This window comes from Paraburkholderia sp. RL17-373-BIF-A (genome assembly GCF_046030175.1).
Taxonomy (GTDB): domain Bacteria; phylum Pseudomonadota; class Gammaproteobacteria; order Burkholderiales; family Burkholderiaceae; genus Paraburkholderia.
In genome coordinates this window covers 125,166-141,282 of record NZ_JARESO010000014.1, presented here as the reverse complement: position 1 = coordinate 141,282, position 16,117 = coordinate 125,166, and the positions used below count along the sequence as shown (strand labels likewise).

16 protein-coding genes are annotated in these 16,117 nt (G+C 63.0%); 8 read left to right on the top strand and 8 right to left on the bottom strand.

Features of this window, described 5'->3' with window-relative positions:
- Window positions 1-193 precede the first annotated feature (193 nt).
- From garD to P0D80_RS19255, 7 genes are all read left to right on the top strand, one after another.
- Window positions 194-1,783, top strand: a complete 1,590-nt coding sequence (gene garD, locus P0D80_RS19285; protein WP_408178425.1) for a galactarate dehydratase — start codon at window positions 194-196, stop codon at window positions 1,781-1,783.
- 54 nt (window positions 1,784-1,837) lie between these two features.
- Window positions 1,838-2,680, top strand: coding sequence for an NAD-dependent epimerase/dehydratase family protein (locus tag P0D80_RS19280; protein WP_408286048.1), 843 nt, complete (start codon window positions 1,838-1,840; stop codon window positions 2,678-2,680).
- Window positions 2,677-3,606, top strand: a complete 930-nt coding sequence (locus tag P0D80_RS19275; RefSeq protein WP_408286046.1) for an SMP-30/gluconolactonase/LRE family protein — start codon at window positions 2,677-2,679, stop codon at window positions 3,604-3,606. Before P0D80_RS19280 ends, P0D80_RS19275 begins: the two co-directional genes overlap by 4 nt.
- 627 nt (window positions 3,607-4,233) lie before the next feature.
- Window positions 4,234-5,226 (top strand): TRAP transporter substrate-binding protein, encoded by a 993-nt coding sequence (locus P0D80_RS19270; protein ID WP_132382856.1) that lies wholly within the window; start codon window positions 4,234-4,236, stop codon window positions 5,224-5,226.
- 146 nt (window positions 5,227-5,372) lie between these two features.
- On the top strand, window positions 5,373-5,852 hold the full coding sequence (locus tag P0D80_RS19265) for a TRAP transporter small permease (RefSeq protein ID WP_132382858.1): 480 nt from the start codon (window positions 5,373-5,375) through the stop codon (window positions 5,850-5,852).
- A 7-nt stretch (window positions 5,853-5,859) separates the two neighbouring features.
- Complete coding sequence (locus P0D80_RS19260; RefSeq protein ID WP_095420608.1) at window positions 5,860-7,212, top strand: TRAP transporter large permease; 1,353 nt, start codon at window positions 5,860-5,862, stop codon at window positions 7,210-7,212.
- Between the two features lie 98 nt (window positions 7,213-7,310).
- Window positions 7,311-8,510, top strand: coding sequence for a porin (locus P0D80_RS19255; protein ID WP_132382860.1), 1,200 nt, complete (start codon window positions 7,311-7,313; stop codon window positions 8,508-8,510).
- Between the two features lie 26 nt (window positions 8,511-8,536).
- On the opposite strand, the gene P0D80_RS19250 is transcribed toward P0D80_RS19255, so the two are convergent.
- The 4 genes from P0D80_RS19250 to P0D80_RS19235 all read right to left on the bottom strand — a co-directional run bounded on the left by P0D80_RS19250 (window position 8,537) and on the right by P0D80_RS19235 (window position 10,726).
- Window positions 8,537-8,674, bottom strand: coding sequence for a hypothetical protein (locus P0D80_RS19250; protein WP_408178422.1), 138 nt, complete (start codon window positions 8,672-8,674; stop codon window positions 8,537-8,539).
- Window positions 8,675-8,690: 16 nt separating this feature from the next.
- A complete protein-coding gene (locus P0D80_RS19245; RefSeq protein ID WP_106280598.1) occupies window positions 8,691-8,876 on the bottom strand; it encodes a 4-oxalocrotonate tautomerase in 186 nt (61 codons plus the stop codon).
- A 52-nt stretch (window positions 8,877-8,928) separates the two neighbouring features.
- A complete protein-coding gene (locus tag P0D80_RS19240; RefSeq protein ID WP_408178421.1) occupies window positions 8,929-9,705 on the bottom strand; it encodes a class II aldolase/adducin family protein in 777 nt (258 codons plus the stop codon).
- A gap of 70 nt (window positions 9,706-9,775) precedes the next feature.
- Window positions 9,776-10,726, bottom strand: a complete 951-nt coding sequence (locus P0D80_RS19235; RefSeq protein WP_408286134.1) for an urea transporter — start codon at window positions 10,724-10,726, stop codon at window positions 9,776-9,778.
- 254 nt (window positions 10,727-10,980) lie between these two features.
- On the opposite strand from P0D80_RS19235, the gene P0D80_RS19230 reads away from it, so the two are divergent.
- Complete coding sequence (locus P0D80_RS19230; RefSeq protein ID WP_408286043.1) at window positions 10,981-11,535, top strand: putative glycolipid-binding domain-containing protein; 555 nt, start codon at window positions 10,981-10,983, stop codon at window positions 11,533-11,535.
- On the opposite strand, the gene P0D80_RS19225 is transcribed toward P0D80_RS19230, so the two are convergent.
- The 4 genes from P0D80_RS19225 to P0D80_RS19210 all read right to left on the bottom strand — a co-directional run bounded on the left by P0D80_RS19225 (window position 11,510) and on the right by P0D80_RS19210 (window position 15,995).
- Window positions 11,510-12,472 carry an alpha/beta fold hydrolase gene (locus P0D80_RS19225; RefSeq protein WP_408286041.1) on the bottom strand — a complete coding sequence of 321 codons (963 nt, stop codon included), beginning with the start codon at window positions 12,470-12,472 and terminating at the stop codon, window positions 11,510-11,512. The genes P0D80_RS19230 and P0D80_RS19225 overlap by 26 nt on opposite strands.
- On the bottom strand, window positions 12,469-13,350 hold the full coding sequence (locus P0D80_RS19220) for a metal-dependent hydrolase (RefSeq protein WP_408286040.1): 882 nt from the start codon (window positions 13,348-13,350) through the stop codon (window positions 12,469-12,471). Before P0D80_RS19220 ends, P0D80_RS19225 begins: the two co-directional genes overlap by 4 nt.
- An 81-nt stretch (window positions 13,351-13,431) precedes the next feature.
- Window positions 13,432-14,340, bottom strand: coding sequence for an SDR family NAD(P)-dependent oxidoreductase (locus P0D80_RS19215; protein WP_408286038.1), 909 nt, complete (start codon window positions 14,338-14,340; stop codon window positions 13,432-13,434).
- A 53-nt stretch (window positions 14,341-14,393) separates the two neighbouring features.
- Window positions 14,394-15,995: a flavin-containing monooxygenase gene (locus tag P0D80_RS19210; RefSeq protein WP_408286036.1), complete on the bottom strand. Its 1,602-nt coding sequence runs from the start codon at window positions 15,993-15,995 to the stop codon at window positions 14,394-14,396.
- Window positions 15,996-16,117 lie beyond the last annotated feature (122 nt).

Genomic DNA, 16,117 nt, shown 5'->3' with positions numbered 1-16,117 from the left:
GTGGTTCGTTCAGATAGAAATTGAGATTTCTTATACGTCATCGTACAACAACAAAACGGCTAACTCAACGGGCATTTCGCGGCATAATGCTTCTCCTAGGGTAAATACGGAACGTCTGTGCAATCTCTCGTGTTGTAGGATGACGTATGAATAGCTGGCGCAGCAGGCGTACATCGCCATAAGGATCGATGCAATGGAACAATCTCCGCTCTACATTCGCGTTCACCCCAATGACAATGTCGCGATCGTCGTCAACGACGGCGGCCTGGGTGAGGGCGCGGTATTTCCCGATGGCCTGGCGCTGCGCGAGCGCGTACCGCAAGGGCACAAGGTCGCGCTGGCGGATCTGGCCGAGGGCGACGAGGTCATCCGCTACAACGTGGTGATCGGCTATGCGCTCAAGGCGCTGCCCAAGGGCAGCTGGATCAACGAACATGTGATCCGCATGCCGAGCCCGCCGGGACTCGAGGATCTGCCGATCGCCACGATCAAGGCGCCGGAGATGCCGCCGCTCGAGGGCTACACGTTCGAGGGCTACCGCAACGCGGACGGCTCGGTTGGCTCGCGCAACATTCTCGCCATCACGACCACGGTGCAATGCGTCGCCGATGTGGTCCAGCACGCGGTCACCCGCATCAAGGCCGAACTGCTGCCTAACTATCCGAACGTCGACGACGTGGTGAGCCTCGGCCACACCTACGGTTGCGGCGTTGCGATCGACGCACCCGACGCGATGGTGCCGATCCGCACCGTGCGCAACATCAGCCTTAATCCGAATTTCGGCGGCGAGGTGATGATGGTCAGCCTCGGCTGCGAGAAGCTGCAGCCCGAGCGCCTGATGCCGCCCGGCACGATTCCGATCGCCGCGGCCGCGAATGTGGCCGAAGTCGCGGACATCGGCGATATCGAGGCCGATCTGAACGGCGACGTCGTCGTACTGCAAGACGAAGCGCACGTCGGCTTCCAGTCGATGATCGAGTCGATCATGCGAATGGCCGATGGTCATCTGAAGCGTTTGAACAATCGCCGTCGCGAGACGTGCCCTGCGTCCGATCTCGTGATCGGCGTGCAATGCGGCGGCAGCGACGCGTTCTCCGGCCTCACCGCGAATCCCGCGGTGGGCTACGCGACCGACTTGCTGGTGCGTGCCGGCGCCACGGTCATGTTCTCCGAAGTCACCGAAGTGCGCGACGGCGTCGATCAATTGACGGCGCGCGCGGCCAACCCGGAGGTCGCCGCAGCGATCATCCGCGAGATGCAGTGGTACGACGATTATCTGAAGCGCGGCGGCGCGGACCGCAGCGCCAACACCACGCCGGGCAACAAGAAGGGCGGCTTGTCGAACATCGTCGAAAAGGCGATGGGGTCGATCATCAAGTCGGGCAATTCGGCGATTTCCGGCGTGCTGTCGCCGGGCGAGAAGGTTCGCCAGAAAGGCCTGATTTACGCGGCCACGCCGGCTAGCGACTTCATCTGCGGTACGCTGCAAGTCGCGGCGGGTATCAACCTGCACGTTTTCACCACCGGCCGCGGCACACCGTATAGCCTCGCCGAAGTGCCCGTCATCAAGGTCGCGACGCGCTCGGATCTGGCGCGCCGCTGGCACGACCTGATGGACATCAACGCCGGCACCATCGCGACCGGCGCGGCGACCATCGAAGAGGTGGGCTGGGAACTGTTCCGTCTGATGCTCGACGTCGCCAGCGGGCGCAAGGAGACCTGCGCTGAAAAGCTCAAGCTCCACAATGCGTTGACGCTGTTCAATCCGGCGCCGGTGACCTGATGGGCCGGCTGGCTGCCTTGCCTGATCTGATCGCACTCACACCACTATAGAAACATGACTGACTCGAACCTTGACCGCGGCGCGGCACAGAAACCCTTTCGCCGCCTGCTGCTCACCGGCGCGGCGGGCAACCTCGGCAAGCAGTTGCGCGGCGCGCTCGCCGCGTGGGCCGATATCGTGCGCGTCACGGATATCGCTCCGCTTGGCGAGGTGGCGGCGCATGAGGAAGCTTCGACCGTCGACCTCGCGGACGAAGCCGCGGTCCACGCGCTGCTCGAAGGCGTGGACGCGGTGATTCACCTCGGCGGCATTTCCGTCGAGGCGCCGTTCGAAGATCTGATCGAAGCGAATATCCGTGGCCTGTACAACCTCTATTCGGCTGCGCAGAAGCAGGGCGTGAAGCGCATTGTGTATGCGAGCTCGAATCATGCGGTGGGTTTTCATCCGGTGACGGAGGTGGTCGATATCGATGCGCCGCTGCGTCCCGACAGCTTGTACGGCGTGACGAAATGCTTTGGTGAATCGTTGTCGCGTTACTACTTCGATCGCTTCGGTCTGGAGACCGTGTGTCTGCGGATCGGTTCGTCGTTCGAGCAGCCGAAGAATCCGCGCATGCTCGTGACCTTTCTGAGCTATCGCGACTTCATCGAGCTGGTGCGCTGCTCGCTGTTCACCAACCGCGTGGGTCACGCGATCGTCTACGGCGTCTCGGATAACCGGACCAAGTGGGTGGACAACACGAAGGCCGCGTTCCTCGGTTTTCGCCCGCAAGACAGTTCGGTCGAATTCGAGCATCTCTTTCCGGTCACGGCACCGACCGCCGAACTCGACGATCCGACGCAGCGTTTCCAGGGCGGCCCATTTGTGCTCGCCGGTCCGATGGAGCCGAAACGGTGAGCGCCGCGGCGAACCCGCGAGTGGAGCGAGTCGAGGCAGCGGGGCAGGCGCCGGCCTCAGTCGGTGAAAGTCCTGTGTGGCGCGTCGCGGAGCAAGCCCTGTATTGGGTGGATATTCCGGCGCAGAAGATCGTGCGGCTGCGGATCGATTCGGGCGAGCGCTCTGAATGGTTGCTGCCGGAGAAAGTCGCATGCATCGCGTTCGATCATCGCGGCACGGTGCTGGCCGGCTGCGAGACCGGGCTCTTTGCGGTCACGCTGACCGCGCCCTCGGCGAACGGCGAACCCGTGCAGGTGACAGGGCGCAAGCTCGCCGCCCCGGATTTCGCTTGCGACGACATGCGTTTCAACGACGGCCGCTGCGACCGGCAAGGACGCTTCTGGGCCGGCACGATGGTGCAGGACATGGCGGCGGCCAAGCCGGCCGGTGCGCTCTATCGTTTCGATGCGCGCGGCGTGCTGTCCGCGCCGGTCGTCGACGCGCTCATTACGCAGAACGGCCTCGCGTGGTCGCCGGACGGCACGACCATGTATCTGTCGGACTCGCATCCGTTGCGCAGGCAGATCTGGGCCTTCGATTACAACGTCGAGACTGGCGAGCCGCGCAACCGTCGCGTGTTCGCTGATCTGAACCACCATGCGGGCCGTCCGGACGGCGCCGCGGTGGACGCCGACGGCTGCTACTGGATCTGCGCGAACGACGCGGGCCTGTTGCTGCGCTTCACGCCCGAAGGCAAGCTGGACCGGCAGATCGCCGTGCCGGCCATCAAGCCGGCCATGTGTGCCTTCGGTGGACGCGATCTGGACACGCTGTTCGTCACGTCGATTCGTCCCGCAGCGAACGCGAGCGAGCACGACGGCCATCTGTTCGCCGTGCGTCCTAGCGTGACCGGACTGCCCGAGCCGGAGTTCGCCGGCGAGCTGTAAGCGAAGCCCGCATGAGAAGGGCGCCGGGCATGTCGTCATGCTCCGGCGCCCTTTGTTTGTCTGCTCGATATTCATAGGTCGTCGTACAACATTGTGGTGTAAAGACTACGGTCTCGTCACATTTCGCTACGAAAAACCGCGTCTCCGGGGCATGCCGGTTTTACCCCGGGAGCGCCGCGCCAGTTGGCGTAGGGACTCGCCGTGCGATGCATCGGTCGTCCGTGCCGGATGCCTTCGCGGTGCGGGTAAATACCGTCTGTACAACTCAAACTTCGTTTTATAGACTTCATATGTCGTCGTACAACGTATAAGCCCAAACGAATTCCTTTCTGTGAATTTTCAAGTTTTCGGTCTGAACGAGGCGGCGTCGACGCGCGCGACTACTCGTACGCGCGACGCAAGCCGATGCAGGTGAAGCAAAAGTAAAAGAGTCGAGTTGTCTGACAGGAGTGCTGAGCATCTGCGCCGGGGACGTTGCACAGACCAGCATGGCAAAGCGCTCGTGACCGCAAGCGGTGGCGAGCGTCGAGCCGGGAGACGCAGCAAACCATGTCGCATCCGCGGGCGGCCACCGCAAGCGGGCCCTCCGCAATCGATTGGATGGTCAATTTTTCAAGGAATTTCACGATGAATAAGAAGTTTGCCTCTTCCCGTGTTTCGATGATCGTCGCAGCCTCGCTGCTGGCCTTCAGCACCGTGTCGGCACAAGCGCGTGTGTTCCGCGTGTCCGACGTGCACGGCGACACCTATCCGACCAACATGGCCGTGAAATACATGGGGGAACAGATCAACAAGGCAACCGGCGGCAAGGATTCCGTGAAGGTCTTCGGCAATAGCGCGCTGGGTTCCGAAAACGACACGATCGATCAGGTGCGCATCGGCGCATTGGACATGGCGCGCGCCAACGGTGCCGCTTTCAACGAGATCGTGCCCGAATCGATGATCCCGTCGCTGCCGTTCCTGTTCCGCGACATCGACCATTTCCGCAAAGTGATGTACGGCCCGGAAGGCCAGAAGATTCTCGACGCATTCAAGGCGAAGGGCATGATCGCGCTGACGTTCTACGAGAGCGGCGCGCGTTCCATCTACACCAAGAAGCCGATTCACACGCCGGCTGACATGAAGGGCCTCAAGGTTCGCGTCCAACCGTCCGATCTGATGGTCGACGAAATCCGCGCAATGGGCGGCACGCCCACGCCGATGCCGTTCGCCGAGGTCTATACGGGCCTGAAGACGGGTCTTGTGGATGCCGCTGAGAACAACCTGCCGTCGTACGAAGAGACCAAGCACTTCGAAGTCGCGCCGGTCTACTCCGAAACCCAGCATTCGATGACGCCGGAAGTGCTGGTGTTCTCGAAGAAAGTGTGGGACACGCTGACGCCGCAAGAGCAGGACATCATCAAGAAGGCTGCCGCCGACTCGGTGCCGTACTACCAGAAGCTGTGGACGGCGCGTGAAGCCGACGCGGGCAAGACGGTCACGAAGGGCGGCGCGACCATCGTCGCCTCGACGCAGATCGATCGCGCCGCGTTCGTCAAGGCCATGCAGCCGGTCTGGGCGAAGTACGAAAAGACCCCGCAAATGAAGCAGCTCGTCGACGAGATTCAGGCAGTCAAATAAGGTTCGCCTGAACGGAGGCACAGTTGCGGCGCACAGAGCCTGCGAGAAGATTCGCGGGCTCTGCCGCTGCGTGCTTCCTGAATCGATAAGTCGAACAGGATTGCTGACTATTAAAGACAGGTCGGTCGTATGCAAGGATGGGTTCAATGAGATTCATGAAACGCCCAAATGATTTTCTGTTCCGCGCGCTGGTTATCCTGGCGTCGGTGAGTCTCGCCGTGCTGAGCCTGCTGGTGATCTACAGCGTCGTGATGCGCTACGTTTTCAGCGATGCGCCGGATTTCGTCGAGCCCATCGCGCTTTTGCTGGTGATCGTGATCGCCATGTTCGGCGCCGCGCTCAAGGTGCGGGAGGGCGGTCATATCGGGCTCGATTCGCTCGTCAAGAAATTGCCGCCGAAAGGGCAACTCATCGCCACGGCGTTTCAGCATATTTGCCTGATCGCGTTTGCGGTGATGGTTTTCTTCGGGTGTCTGCAGATGGTGGAGGCCACCGCCGAAGACCGGATTCCAATTATCGGCTTGCCTGAATCGTTGCGTTACTGCATTCCGGTTATTGCCAGCGTCTGCATTGCAATGTTCTCGATTGAGAACCTGCTCGCGCTTTTCGCACAGAAACAAAACTAGAGCAATCATGGAACTTGCCATCCTCTCCGTTAGTTTTCTTGTTTTTCTCCTTCTCGGCGTTCCTGTTTCCTTCGGGCTCGGGCTCTCGTGTGTCCTGACTTATCTGTACGAAGGCTTGCCGGCGGCCACCGCCATGCAGTCGATGATTTCGGGCATCAACGGCTTCTCGTTTCTCGCGGTGCCGTTCTTCATTCTGTCCGGTGAGCTGATGCTGCACGGTGGCATCGCGGACCGCATTCTGCGTTTCGCGCAAGCCACGGTCGGGCATTTCCGCGGCGGCCTCGGTATGGCTAACGTGGTCGCCTGCACACTGTTCGGCGGGGTCTCCGGTTCGCCCTCGGCGGATACGTCGGCCATGGGCGGCGTGGTCATTCCGTTGATGAAGCGTGAAGGTTATAGCGCGGCCTATGCGGTCAACGTGACGACGCACTCGTCGCTGGCGGGTGCGCTGATGCCGACGTCGACCAATATGATCATCTATGCATTTGCGGCCCAGGGCATCACGGGCACGTTGAACGGACACCCAATGAGCGGTGTGTCGATCGGCGATCTGTTGTTTTCCGGTCTACTGCCGGTGTTGTGGGTGATGGGTTTCGTACTGATCGCCGCGTACTGGCAAGCGGTCAAGTACGGTTATCCGCGTCGTGCCGATGGGTCGACGGAACTGCAAAAATTCCCGGGTTGGTACGCCGTGGCCCGCACGTTCCTTGGCGCGTTGCCAGGCTTGATGGTGATTGCGATCATTCTGGTTTGCGTGGCAAAAGGCATTGCCACGGCGACGGAAGCCGCCGCTATCGCAGTGTTTTATTCGCTGGTGCTGACGATCGTCGTCTATCGCTCGATGACGATGAAGAAGCTGTTCCACGCATTGTCCAAGGCGGCCAAAACCACCGGCGTGGTGCTGCTGCTGATCGGCGTGTCGAACATGCTGCGTTACCAGATGGCCTATCTGGAGATTCCGGATGCGATCGAACATATGCTCGACGGCGCGACCAGCCTGCCGTGGCTGATGCTGCTGTACATCAACCTGATCCAGATTTTCCTCGGCACGTTCGTCGACATGGCGGCGCACATCCTGATCACCACGCCGCTGTTCCTGCCGATGGCGATGCACGCCGGCGTCGGTCCCGTGCAGTTCGGGATCATGATCCTGCTGAATTGCGCATTGGGTCTGGTGCACCCGCCAATCGGCTCGGTGCAGTTTATCGGGTGCGCGATCGGCAATGTGTCGATTGGTGAAACTACCAAGGTGGCGTGGCCTTATTACCTGGCTATCTTCAGCGCGATCAACATCGTGACTTACGTACCGATGTTCTCGACATGGTTGCCTAGCCTGATCAATGGTCATCCGGTATTTTGAAATCCTTAATTAATGCCGGAGCATTCGAAAAATATCCACACTCCGCGGCCCTCGAAGGGTGCCGCGATCAAAGAATAATCTTTTAAAGAGGAGCAGAAATGAAAAAGGCATTGGCAACTTCGGCGCTTGGCTTGGTCGCCCTCGGCGCGCACGCTCAGAGCAGCGTGACGCTGTACGGGATCGTCGATACGGGGATCGGCTATCAGAGTAGCCAAACGTCGCTCGGTTCGACCAGCGGTGGCCGTTCGGTCGTGAAGATGGTCAACGGCATCTGGGCCGGCAGCCGTTTCGGCCTGAAAGGCGCCGAGGACCTGGGTGGCGGCACGAAGGCGATCTTCCAGTTGGAAGAGGGCTTTAACAGCGCAACTGGCGCGCAGTCGGTTTCCGGTCTCGCGTTCAACCGCCAGGCTTACGTCGGTGTGGCGAATGCCAGCTACGGTACGTTCACCGCAGGCCGCCAATATACGTCGTACTACACGCTGCTCTCGCCGTACAGCCCGACCACCTGGCTGACGGGCGCATACGGCGCACACCCGGGCGATATCGACTCTCTGGATACGCTGTACCGCGTCAATAACTCGCTGGTGTACACGTCGCCGAACTTCTATGGGCTGACGGCTAGCGGCTCGTATGCGCTGGGCGGCGTGCCGGGCAGCTTCAACGCCGGTTCGACGTGGAGCGCGGCCTTGCAGTACCTGAATGGTCCGTTCGGCATTGCGGCGGGCTTCCAGCGCATCAACAACTCGACGCCTGGCGGCGGCGCATGGGGCGCTGACTCCACGACGTCGAACAACGGCGCCCAGGCGGGTGTGTCGGGCATCAACAACGGCTATCAGCGCGCCCAGGCACAGCAGCGCGTGGCGGTAACGGGCGGCTATGCGTTCACTCCGCAGTGGGACGTGTCGTTCTCGTACTCGAACGTGCAATACGTTCCGGGTATCAACTCGCCGTTCCACACCACCGCGATCTTCAACACGGGCGGTGCCGTGCTGCACTTCAAGCCTTTGACGGCACTGGACCTGGCTGCGGGCTACAGCTATACGCGTGCTACCAAAGCGAACGGCATCACGAGCTCGGCTAGCTACCAGCAGTTCAACCTCTCGCAGTACTACAGCCTCTCCAAGCGCACCGGTCTGTATGCGCTCGAGGCGTATCAACGCGCAGGCGGTCAGACCCTGGGCACGAACGGCGTGAGCATCATCAACGCGACGGCCGATATCGGCGACGGCCAGAACAGCGCGCCGTCCTCGTCACGCAGCCAGTTTGCTGCCGGTGTGGGCATCATCCACAAGTTCTGATGGCGTAACTTGGTGGCGGTGTGTTGTTACGCCGCCACGGCGATGCGTTGTAAATACGCTTCGTTGAGCATCACAAGCTGCGCGCGCAACGCGCGCAGCTCAAGGTGGGAACCCTTGGTAACGCGGGTTTGAAGCGCCAATGCACGGCCAGCGTCGTCAGCCATGCCGCACGCTTCAGCCTCAGGCGTCGGACCACAAACGCCCAGCCGTTGCCCAGTTTTCGCGTTTCACGTCGGTCAGAATGATATCCACCGAATTCGGTTCGACGCCGAGCGATTCGCAAGTCGCCTTGGTAATGGCTTCGACGAACTGGCGTTTCTGTTCCACCGAGCGGCCTTCGAAGAGTTCGATATGAAACGTGGGCATGGTGTGACTCCGTTAAGAACGAGATTGGGATTGAAGTGAACGTGGCGCGAATTCAATCGCGATAGCTGGCGTCGAGGCGGTCGAGTTTGCGCAGCAAGGCAGGCCATTCGAGCACGCCTTCAATGGCGCCGCCATCGTACAGTTGTTCCGCCGTGCGTGCGGCGACTGCGTCGCTTGGCACGACGAGTTCCGCGCCGCATGCTTGCGCCTGCAACTGGATCTCGCAGGCCTTGAGCAGCGTTGCCATCAGCACGTAGGCTTCGGCGACCGTGCGGCCGGTGGTCAGTGTGCCGTGATTGCGCAACAGCATGGCGGGCTTGTCGCCGAGATGCGCGACGAGTCGCTCGCCTTCCGCCGGCGTGAACGCGAGGCCTTCGTAATCGTGGTACGCGAGTTGGCCGTAAAAGCGCAGGGCGTGTTGCGAGGCGGGCAGCAAGCCGGCCGGTTGCGCGGAAACCGCCACGCCCGCCGTGTTGTGCAGATGCATCACGCAGAAGGCATCGGCGCGTGCCGCGTGGACCGCTGCGTGCAGCGCGAAGCCGGTCGCATTCACCGCATGTTCGCTCGCGCCGACGATGTTGCCCGCAATATCGATTTTCACGAGATTCGATGCGCGCACTTCATCGAAGGCGAGGCCGAATGGGTTGATCAGGAAGTGGCCGGGTTCGTCCGGAACGCTCGCCGAGATATGCGTGTAGATCAGATCGTCCCAGCCGTTGAGCGCCGCGAGCCGGTAGGCCGCGGCCAGGTCGACGCGGGTCTGCCGCTCGGCATCGGACAATGGCCCCGCCTCGGCGACGCGGCCGGCAGGGCTGTGAGTGAACGACATGTCTGTCTCCTGAAGTTGCATGATCGCCGAAACGTGTGGCGCGAGCTTGTGACGAAACCCGGCGGCGTAACTAGCTCGCGCGGCTGGCCTGGACCGGCGTCGTCGCGCCGCGTGCGGCGTCCACAGGTTGCGCGGGTTCGGCGGCGGCCGCGCTCACGCCGTGGGCCAAGCGTTGCTTGAGCCACTGCACGCTCCACGTCGCGAGGACGAAGGGCGCCGTCATAACCGGCCAGCCAAAGTGCGCCGCCGGCGCTTGCAGCACGACCGACACGGCCACGCCGCCGAGCATCGCGACGAGGCCGCAGTCGGCCAGCGCAAGCGCGGTCAGCGCGCCGTTGAATCCTAACAGGCCCGCGTCGAAGGAGGTTATCGTTGCGCCGAGCAGCAGATGCGCAGCGCTGGCGAATCCGGCGCCGATCAGCGCCCGCAGCGCATGCCTGCGCGACGCCGCTGCAATCCCGACCAACACTAGCAATCCGGGCAACGCGTCCGATGCAAAGCCGGTTTGCGCGAAGCCGGCGAGCAGTCCGCTGCCCACTTGCGTCGCGCCCAGCGCATGCGCCGGCGGCACGCTAGCGGATGGCGCGTTGACCGTGACCATCGGCAGCCAAAGCCACGTGACGATCAGGCACGGGCTCGAAAAGAAGCCGAGTCCGCGCGCCCGCAGCCAGCGCGACCACGGCTCCACGAACCACGCCGAGCACGTGGCGGCGAGAATCGCCACCGCGCCCGCTGTCGCATTGTCGGCGATGAAGTTGAAGGCGGCGAGTCCCGCCAACGCGCCGTTGAAACCGTGCAATCCGGCGCGCGTATCGTCCTCGCGATAGCCGGCCAATACCGCGCTCACATTGGCCGCGACCGCGCCCATCAGCGCCGCGCAAGCGAGGCGCGGGTCGTAGAGCAGCCAGGCGGCGAGCAGGCACGCGCCGGTGAAGGCGTTCGGTTGCAGCACGATCTGGCCGAGGCTGCGCAGCAGCGTGCGCAAGGCGGCGGATTGAGCTTCGGTCGCGGCGGCGTGCATGATGGGAAGGCGGGTGATTTCGATGATGCGCAATTTCGCCGCGCGAGCGTCGGGCGCGCGCCGGTCGGATGACTGCGAACCGCGAGCATAGGCCAGCCAGGCCGCGCCGGGCATCGCTGCGCGTTGATAGTGGCTATTTGCGACACACGCCCGCGATGTCCAGGAGTCGGCGAGTCGAAAGCATTCGCGCTACGATATGAGCCCGGCGGAACCCGGCAGAACCCGGCTGCGCCGCCTCACGAGGAGACAGGCACATGCGTGAATTACGGTGGGCATCGGAAGAGGGCGACGGCATCGAACATCTGGCGTTCGACGCGCACGAGGACGGCTTCGCGGTGGAAAGCGTCGTGGTCGGGCAGCGCTACGGCAAGCCATATGGGCTGCACTACAAGGTGCGCTGCGACGCGCAATGGCGCACGCGCTATGCGTGGCTGAAGATCGTCGGCGCTGGCGAGCTGGAGTTGCATGGCGACGGCGCCGGCCATTGGCACGATGGGCACGGCCTCGCGCTGAGCGCGATCGAAGGCTGCATCGACATCGATATCGCCGCTACGCCGTTCACCAACACGCTGCCGATCCGCCGCTTGCAACTGGCCGAAGGCGAGCGTCAGCCGATTTCGGTGGCGTATATTTCGACGCCTGATTTGCAGGTCACGCGCGTCGAGCAAGCGTATTCGTGCATCGAGCTGCATCGCGAGTATCGCTACGAGGGCATCTTCCGCAACTTCGCGGCCGACATGAAGGTGGACGAAGACGGTCTCGTAATCGACTATCCGACGCTGTTCACACGCCTGCCCCGCGAGCGTTGAGCGTTGGCGCTGCGCAGCCGCCGCAATCCGTGCGGTGCCGCTCTACGAAGCGTTCGATGCTCGCCGCGATCCGGTTGGGTTCGCGCAACACGACCCAGTGGCCCGCATCGATCTCGGTGCGCTCATACGCGCCCAGCCAGCACTCCAGTCCGAGCGAGAGCGGCGGCCCGACGTAGCGGTCACGCAGCGGCACGATGAATTGCACCGGCGCGTGCGCATGACGCGCGCGTGGGCGCAGCAGCTTGTCGATGAAATTGGCGCGGTAGAGGTTCAGACCATTGATCGCGTTGCGCATCTGCGCCGGATCGGGCGCGGGGCGCACGCGTTCCGTCACACGCAGCCAGAGCGGCCACAGGCGTGCGCCGCCCGCGCGCCACATCAGTTCCGGCAGCCACGGCAGATGAAAGAAGAAGATGTACCAGGACTTGAGCGTTTGCCGAACGCTACTGCCGAATGGGGGCTTCGTTATGGGATGTGCGGTTTGAGTGTCGTCGTCGCCGTTACCCTCGCTCTCGTCGCGCAAGCCGAAGGACGCGTGATCCAGGCACGGTCCCGAGATAGACGTGTACGAAACAATGCGGCCTTTGAACGCAGGGTCGGTCACCGCTTCCCAGCTTTGAATCGAGCCCCAGTCGTGTCCGACCAGATGAAACGGCCGCGCGCCGCAGGTCGCGTCCGCGACCGACGCGAGATCAGCGGCGAGGCGCTCGAGCCGGTAAGCGCGACGCGTGACCGGCGCCTCGGAAGAGCCGGCGCCGCGCACGTCGTAGGCGATCACGCGGTAGCGCGCGTCCAGTTGCGCGCGTACCGGTTCCCACACGGCCGCCGAGTCGGGATAACCATGCACCAGCACGATCGGCGGCGCGTCGCGCGGTCCGCTCACGTAGACCGCGAGCCGCACGTCGCCGGCCTCGACCGACAGCGTGTCGCGTATCACGCGGCCGCCTGCACGCCGCGCCGCGCGGCCTTGCGGGCGCTCGGCGTGACCGCGTTGGTGGCATCGACCGCGGCAACCAGGCCGTCGATGCGCGCAAGTTGCGCACGGTTGTCGTGATCCCACGGATGGAAGCCGGGCCGGAAAAAGCTCAGCCATTCGCCAGCGATGCGCGGAAACACACCATGACGCGGGCCGTACAGATACTTCACGACGCGCCACATGCCGCGGAGATGGCCGCCGCGTTTGCGGTCGGCGATGATGAGCCGCACGTGGTAATCGAACACGATCAGCCAGAACGTCACCGTCGTGGCGAGCATGGTGCCGGTGCGCAGCAGATAACGGCCGAGGCCGGGTTTGAGCCCGGCGTTCCATACATCGTATGAAACGGACTTGTGCTCGGTTTCTTCGAGCGCATGCCAGGTCCACATCTGCGTATAGCCTTCCACCGAGCCGCCGATGCGCGACGCGTCTTCCAGCAGCAGGCCGGCAAGCATCGCCGTGTAGTGTTCGAGGCAGACGGTGACGGCGAGTTGGTACGAATGCGGCAAGATCTTGCGGCCGAAGTTGAGAATCGCCCACAGCCTTTTGTCCAGCTTGTGCGCGGGCAGGCCGGCTTCCTGCAGCAGATCGTTGTATTCCACATGCTCGCGCGTATGCATGGCTTCCTGGCCGATGAAGCCGAGCACCTGCTTCTTCAGCTCAGGGTCGTCGATCTGATCACGGTAGTTGCGCACGCTGTCCATAAAAAAACGCTCGCCGGCCGGAAAGAGCAGCGAAAGCGCGTTGAAGAAGTGTGTCACATGCGAGCCTTGCACGTGCCAATCGCAGGCGCGTTCCTGCGGCAAGTTGAAACGGAGGTCGCGGCGAATCGGCATCATGGCCTTTCTCCTTGTGATTCTCGATGTGTTGCTGAGCGTGATCGGATCACGTGCGTGGCGCCTATGGGCGCGGCGGCGATGTCAGGCGCGCTTTCCGTCCAGGTGCGCGGCGCGCCGCGCGCGTTTTTCCGCGATGCGTTTCATCCGGCGCGTTTGCATCACCACCAGCGCCTGATAGGCCGCCGGCAACGTGCGCGCCAACCAGTCGGCGGCGCGCGCGTCGCGTCCGATCAACACGCGTCGCTTGTTCTTGCGCACGCCGTCGAGGATCACGCGCGCGGCTTCATCGGCGGTGGTGATGAAGAACTTCTCAAAGTCGTCCTTGCCTTGCTGTTCGGTTTCCAGCATGAAGCCGACCATGTTCGAGGCGATGCGGCTCGATTGCGCGATGCCCGTGCGGATGCCGCCCGGATGCACGCAGGTCGCCGAGACGCCGCACTTCATCAGGTCGAGCTCCTGACGCAGCGCTTCGGTGAAGCCGCGCACCGCGAATTTGGTCGCGTTGTAGCCGCTCATGCCCGGCTGCGAGAAGAGACCGAAGACGCTCGACGTATTGACGATATGGCCCGCGCCGGAGGCCTTGAGATACGGCAGAAATGCCTTCGTGCCGTGCACCACGCCCCAGAAATTGATGCCGACGATCCACTCCAGATCGGCGTAATCCATCCCTTCGATGGTGCTCGACAGCGCGACGCCCGCGTTGTTGAACACGAGATTGACACGCTGATGCTGCGCGGCCGTTTCGGCGGCCCAGTCGAACATCGCGGCGCGGTCGGCGACATCGAGCACACGCGTGGTGATGCGCAGCGGCGAGCCGACGATCCGTGGCGCTGCGGCTTGCGCCAACTGCGCGGTGTCGGCGAGGCTCGTGGAATTGCGGTCGGCAAGCGCGAGGTGGCAGCCCTCGCGCGCCAACTGGATCGCGAGCGAGCGGCCCATGCCTGAGCCTGCGCCGGTGATCGCGGCTACTCTGTCGGTGAAGTTTTTCATGGCTTATCTCCAGTTCTCCCTGAACGGTGCCTCGTCGTTGTCGTTATGTTTCGTCAGGCTGCTTCCACAGGCGCCGAAGCTGCGCCGCCGTGCGCATGCGTGCCCTGCGCCGAACCCGTCGGCGCGCCGGCCGCATGCGGCGCCGGCGAATACGCGAGGTAATCACCCATGCTGAACGTGCTGGTGGCCTGGCGGAATTTGTAGGCAAAGCCCGGCCACAGCGCGGTGTTCTTGCCCGTTGCCGGATCGAGATACCAGCTCTTGCAGCCGCCCGTCGACCAGATCGCGCGGCCCAGTTTCTGCTGAATCCGCTCGTTGTAGGCGCGCTCCACTTGCGGACGCACTTCGATGGCATCGGCGCGCTCCGCACGCATCCTGTTCAGCGCGCGCAGGATGTACTCCACCTGCGACTCGATCATGAACACCATCGAGTTATGGCCGAGACCGGTATTCGGTCCGACCACCATGAAGAAGTTCGGATAGCCAGGCAATGTCGTACCGAGATATGCATGCGTGCCGTCGCGCCATGTATCGACGATATCGACGCCGCCACGCCCGCGCACCACGCCGCGCGGAAACGGATCGGCCACCTGGAAGCCAGTGCCGAAGATCAGGCAGTCGGCAAGGTGACGCGCGCCGTCGGTGGTGACGATCGCGTCTTCCTCGATGCGGGCGATGCCCGTGGTCGTCACCGACACGTTCTGACGCGACAGGGCGGGGAAGTAGTCGTTCGAGATCAGCACGCGCTTGCAGCCCATCGTGTAGTTGGGCGTGAGCGTGGCGCGCAATTGCGGATCGCGCACCTGGCGGCGCAGATGCCGCTCCGCGGCTTTCTGCGCGGTCTTCATCAGCGAAGGATGAATCGCAAAACCGAAGGCGCGCGATTCGAGCATGCAGTAGAGCGCCGAGCGCATGATCTTCTGCGTGAACGGCAGGTGTTTGAACAGCCACTGTTCGAGCGGTGTCACGGCACGGTCGGCCTTGGGCATGATCCACGGCGGCGTGCGCTGGAACAGGTCGAGATGCGCGACGCGCGGCGCGATCTGCGGGACGAACTGGATCGCGCTCGCGCCGGTGCCGATCACGGCGACGCGTTTCCCTTCGAGCGAATAGCCGTGATCCCACTGCTGTGAATGGAACGATTTGCCCTTGAATTTTTCAAGGCCGGGAATGTTCGGCACCGCCGCGCGCGAGAGGCCGCCCATGCCCGAAATCAGCACGCGTGCCGACCATTGCTGGCCATTTGCAAAGGTCAGTTGCCAGCGGTGGCGCGTCTCGTCGTAGATCGCGGTCGCGAGTTCATGGCCGAAACGCAGATGCCGCTGAATGCCGAAGTGCTGCGTGCAGTCCTCGAGGTAAGCGTGGATTTCCGGTTGGCGCGCGAACATGCGGGTCCAGCGCGGATTCGGGGCGAAGGAGAACGAGTAGACGTGGGATTGGACGTCGCAGGCGCAACCGGGGTAATGGTTGTCGCGCCACGTGCCGCCGACGGAATTGGCCTTTTCGGCGACGATGAAGTCGGTCACGCCGGCCTGGCGCAGGCGGATCGCCATGCCGAGGCCCGCGAACCCGGACCCGATGATGGCGATATCGGTCTCGATAGGCGCGGATGCGCCGGGCGTCGCGGCGTCGTGGGGCATCATGCGTGCGTTCATCCGATCCGTCTCCTTTTTACGCTCTTAACTGTTACATTGTTCGATGTAACAATAGAGGCTGGCGACGGATGACGCAAGCGGGCGGCTAGACGCCCGCCTCTAGGCGCGGAGGGCCGCCGGGA

What these genes read in the sequence shown, in the direction of transcription:
- P0D80_RS19270 (WP_132382856.1), top strand. Translation starts at nt 4,234, where the DNA reads ATGAATAAGAAGTTTGCCTCTTCCCGTGTTTCGATGATCGTCGCAGCC.
- P0D80_RS19210 (WP_408286036.1), bottom strand. Translation starts at nt 15,995, where the DNA reads ATGAACGCACGCATGATGCCCCACGACGCCGCGACGCCCGGCGCATCC.
- P0D80_RS19280 (WP_408286048.1), top strand. Translation starts at nt 1,838, where the DNA reads ATGACTGACTCGAACCTTGACCGCGGCGCGGCACAGAAACCCTTTCGC.
- P0D80_RS19250 (WP_408178422.1), bottom strand. Translation starts at nt 8,674, where the DNA reads ATGGCTGACGACGCTGGCCGTGCATTGGCGCTTCAAACCCGCGTTACC.
- garD (WP_408178425.1), top strand. Translation starts at nt 194, where the DNA reads ATGGAACAATCTCCGCTCTACATTCGCGTTCACCCCAATGACAATGTC.
- P0D80_RS19230 (WP_408286043.1), top strand. Translation starts at nt 10,981, where the DNA reads ATGCGTGAATTACGGTGGGCATCGGAAGAGGGCGACGGCATCGAACAT.
- P0D80_RS19235 (WP_408286134.1), bottom strand. Translation starts at nt 10,726, where the DNA reads ATGCACGCCGCCGCGACCGAAGCTCAATCCGCCGCCTTGCGCACGCTG.
- P0D80_RS19255 (WP_132382860.1), top strand. Translation starts at nt 7,311, where the DNA reads ATGAAAAAGGCATTGGCAACTTCGGCGCTTGGCTTGGTCGCCCTCGGC.
- P0D80_RS19240 (WP_408178421.1), bottom strand. Translation starts at nt 9,705, where the DNA reads ATGTCGTTCACTCACAGCCCTGCCGGCCGCGTCGCCGAGGCGGGGCCA.
- P0D80_RS19215 (WP_408286038.1), bottom strand. Translation starts at nt 14,340, where the DNA reads ATGAAAAACTTCACCGACAGAGTAGCCGCGATCACCGGCGCAGGCTCA.
- P0D80_RS19220 (WP_408286040.1), bottom strand. Translation starts at nt 13,350, where the DNA reads ATGATGCCGATTCGCCGCGACCTCCGTTTCAACTTGCCGCAGGAACGC.
- P0D80_RS19245 (WP_106280598.1), bottom strand. Translation starts at nt 8,876, where the DNA reads ATGCCCACGTTTCATATCGAACTCTTCGAAGGCCGCTCGGTGGAACAG.
- P0D80_RS19260 (WP_095420608.1), top strand. Translation starts at nt 5,860, where the DNA reads ATGGAACTTGCCATCCTCTCCGTTAGTTTTCTTGTTTTTCTCCTTCTC.
- P0D80_RS19265 (WP_132382858.1), top strand. Translation starts at nt 5,373, where the DNA reads ATGAGATTCATGAAACGCCCAAATGATTTTCTGTTCCGCGCGCTGGTT.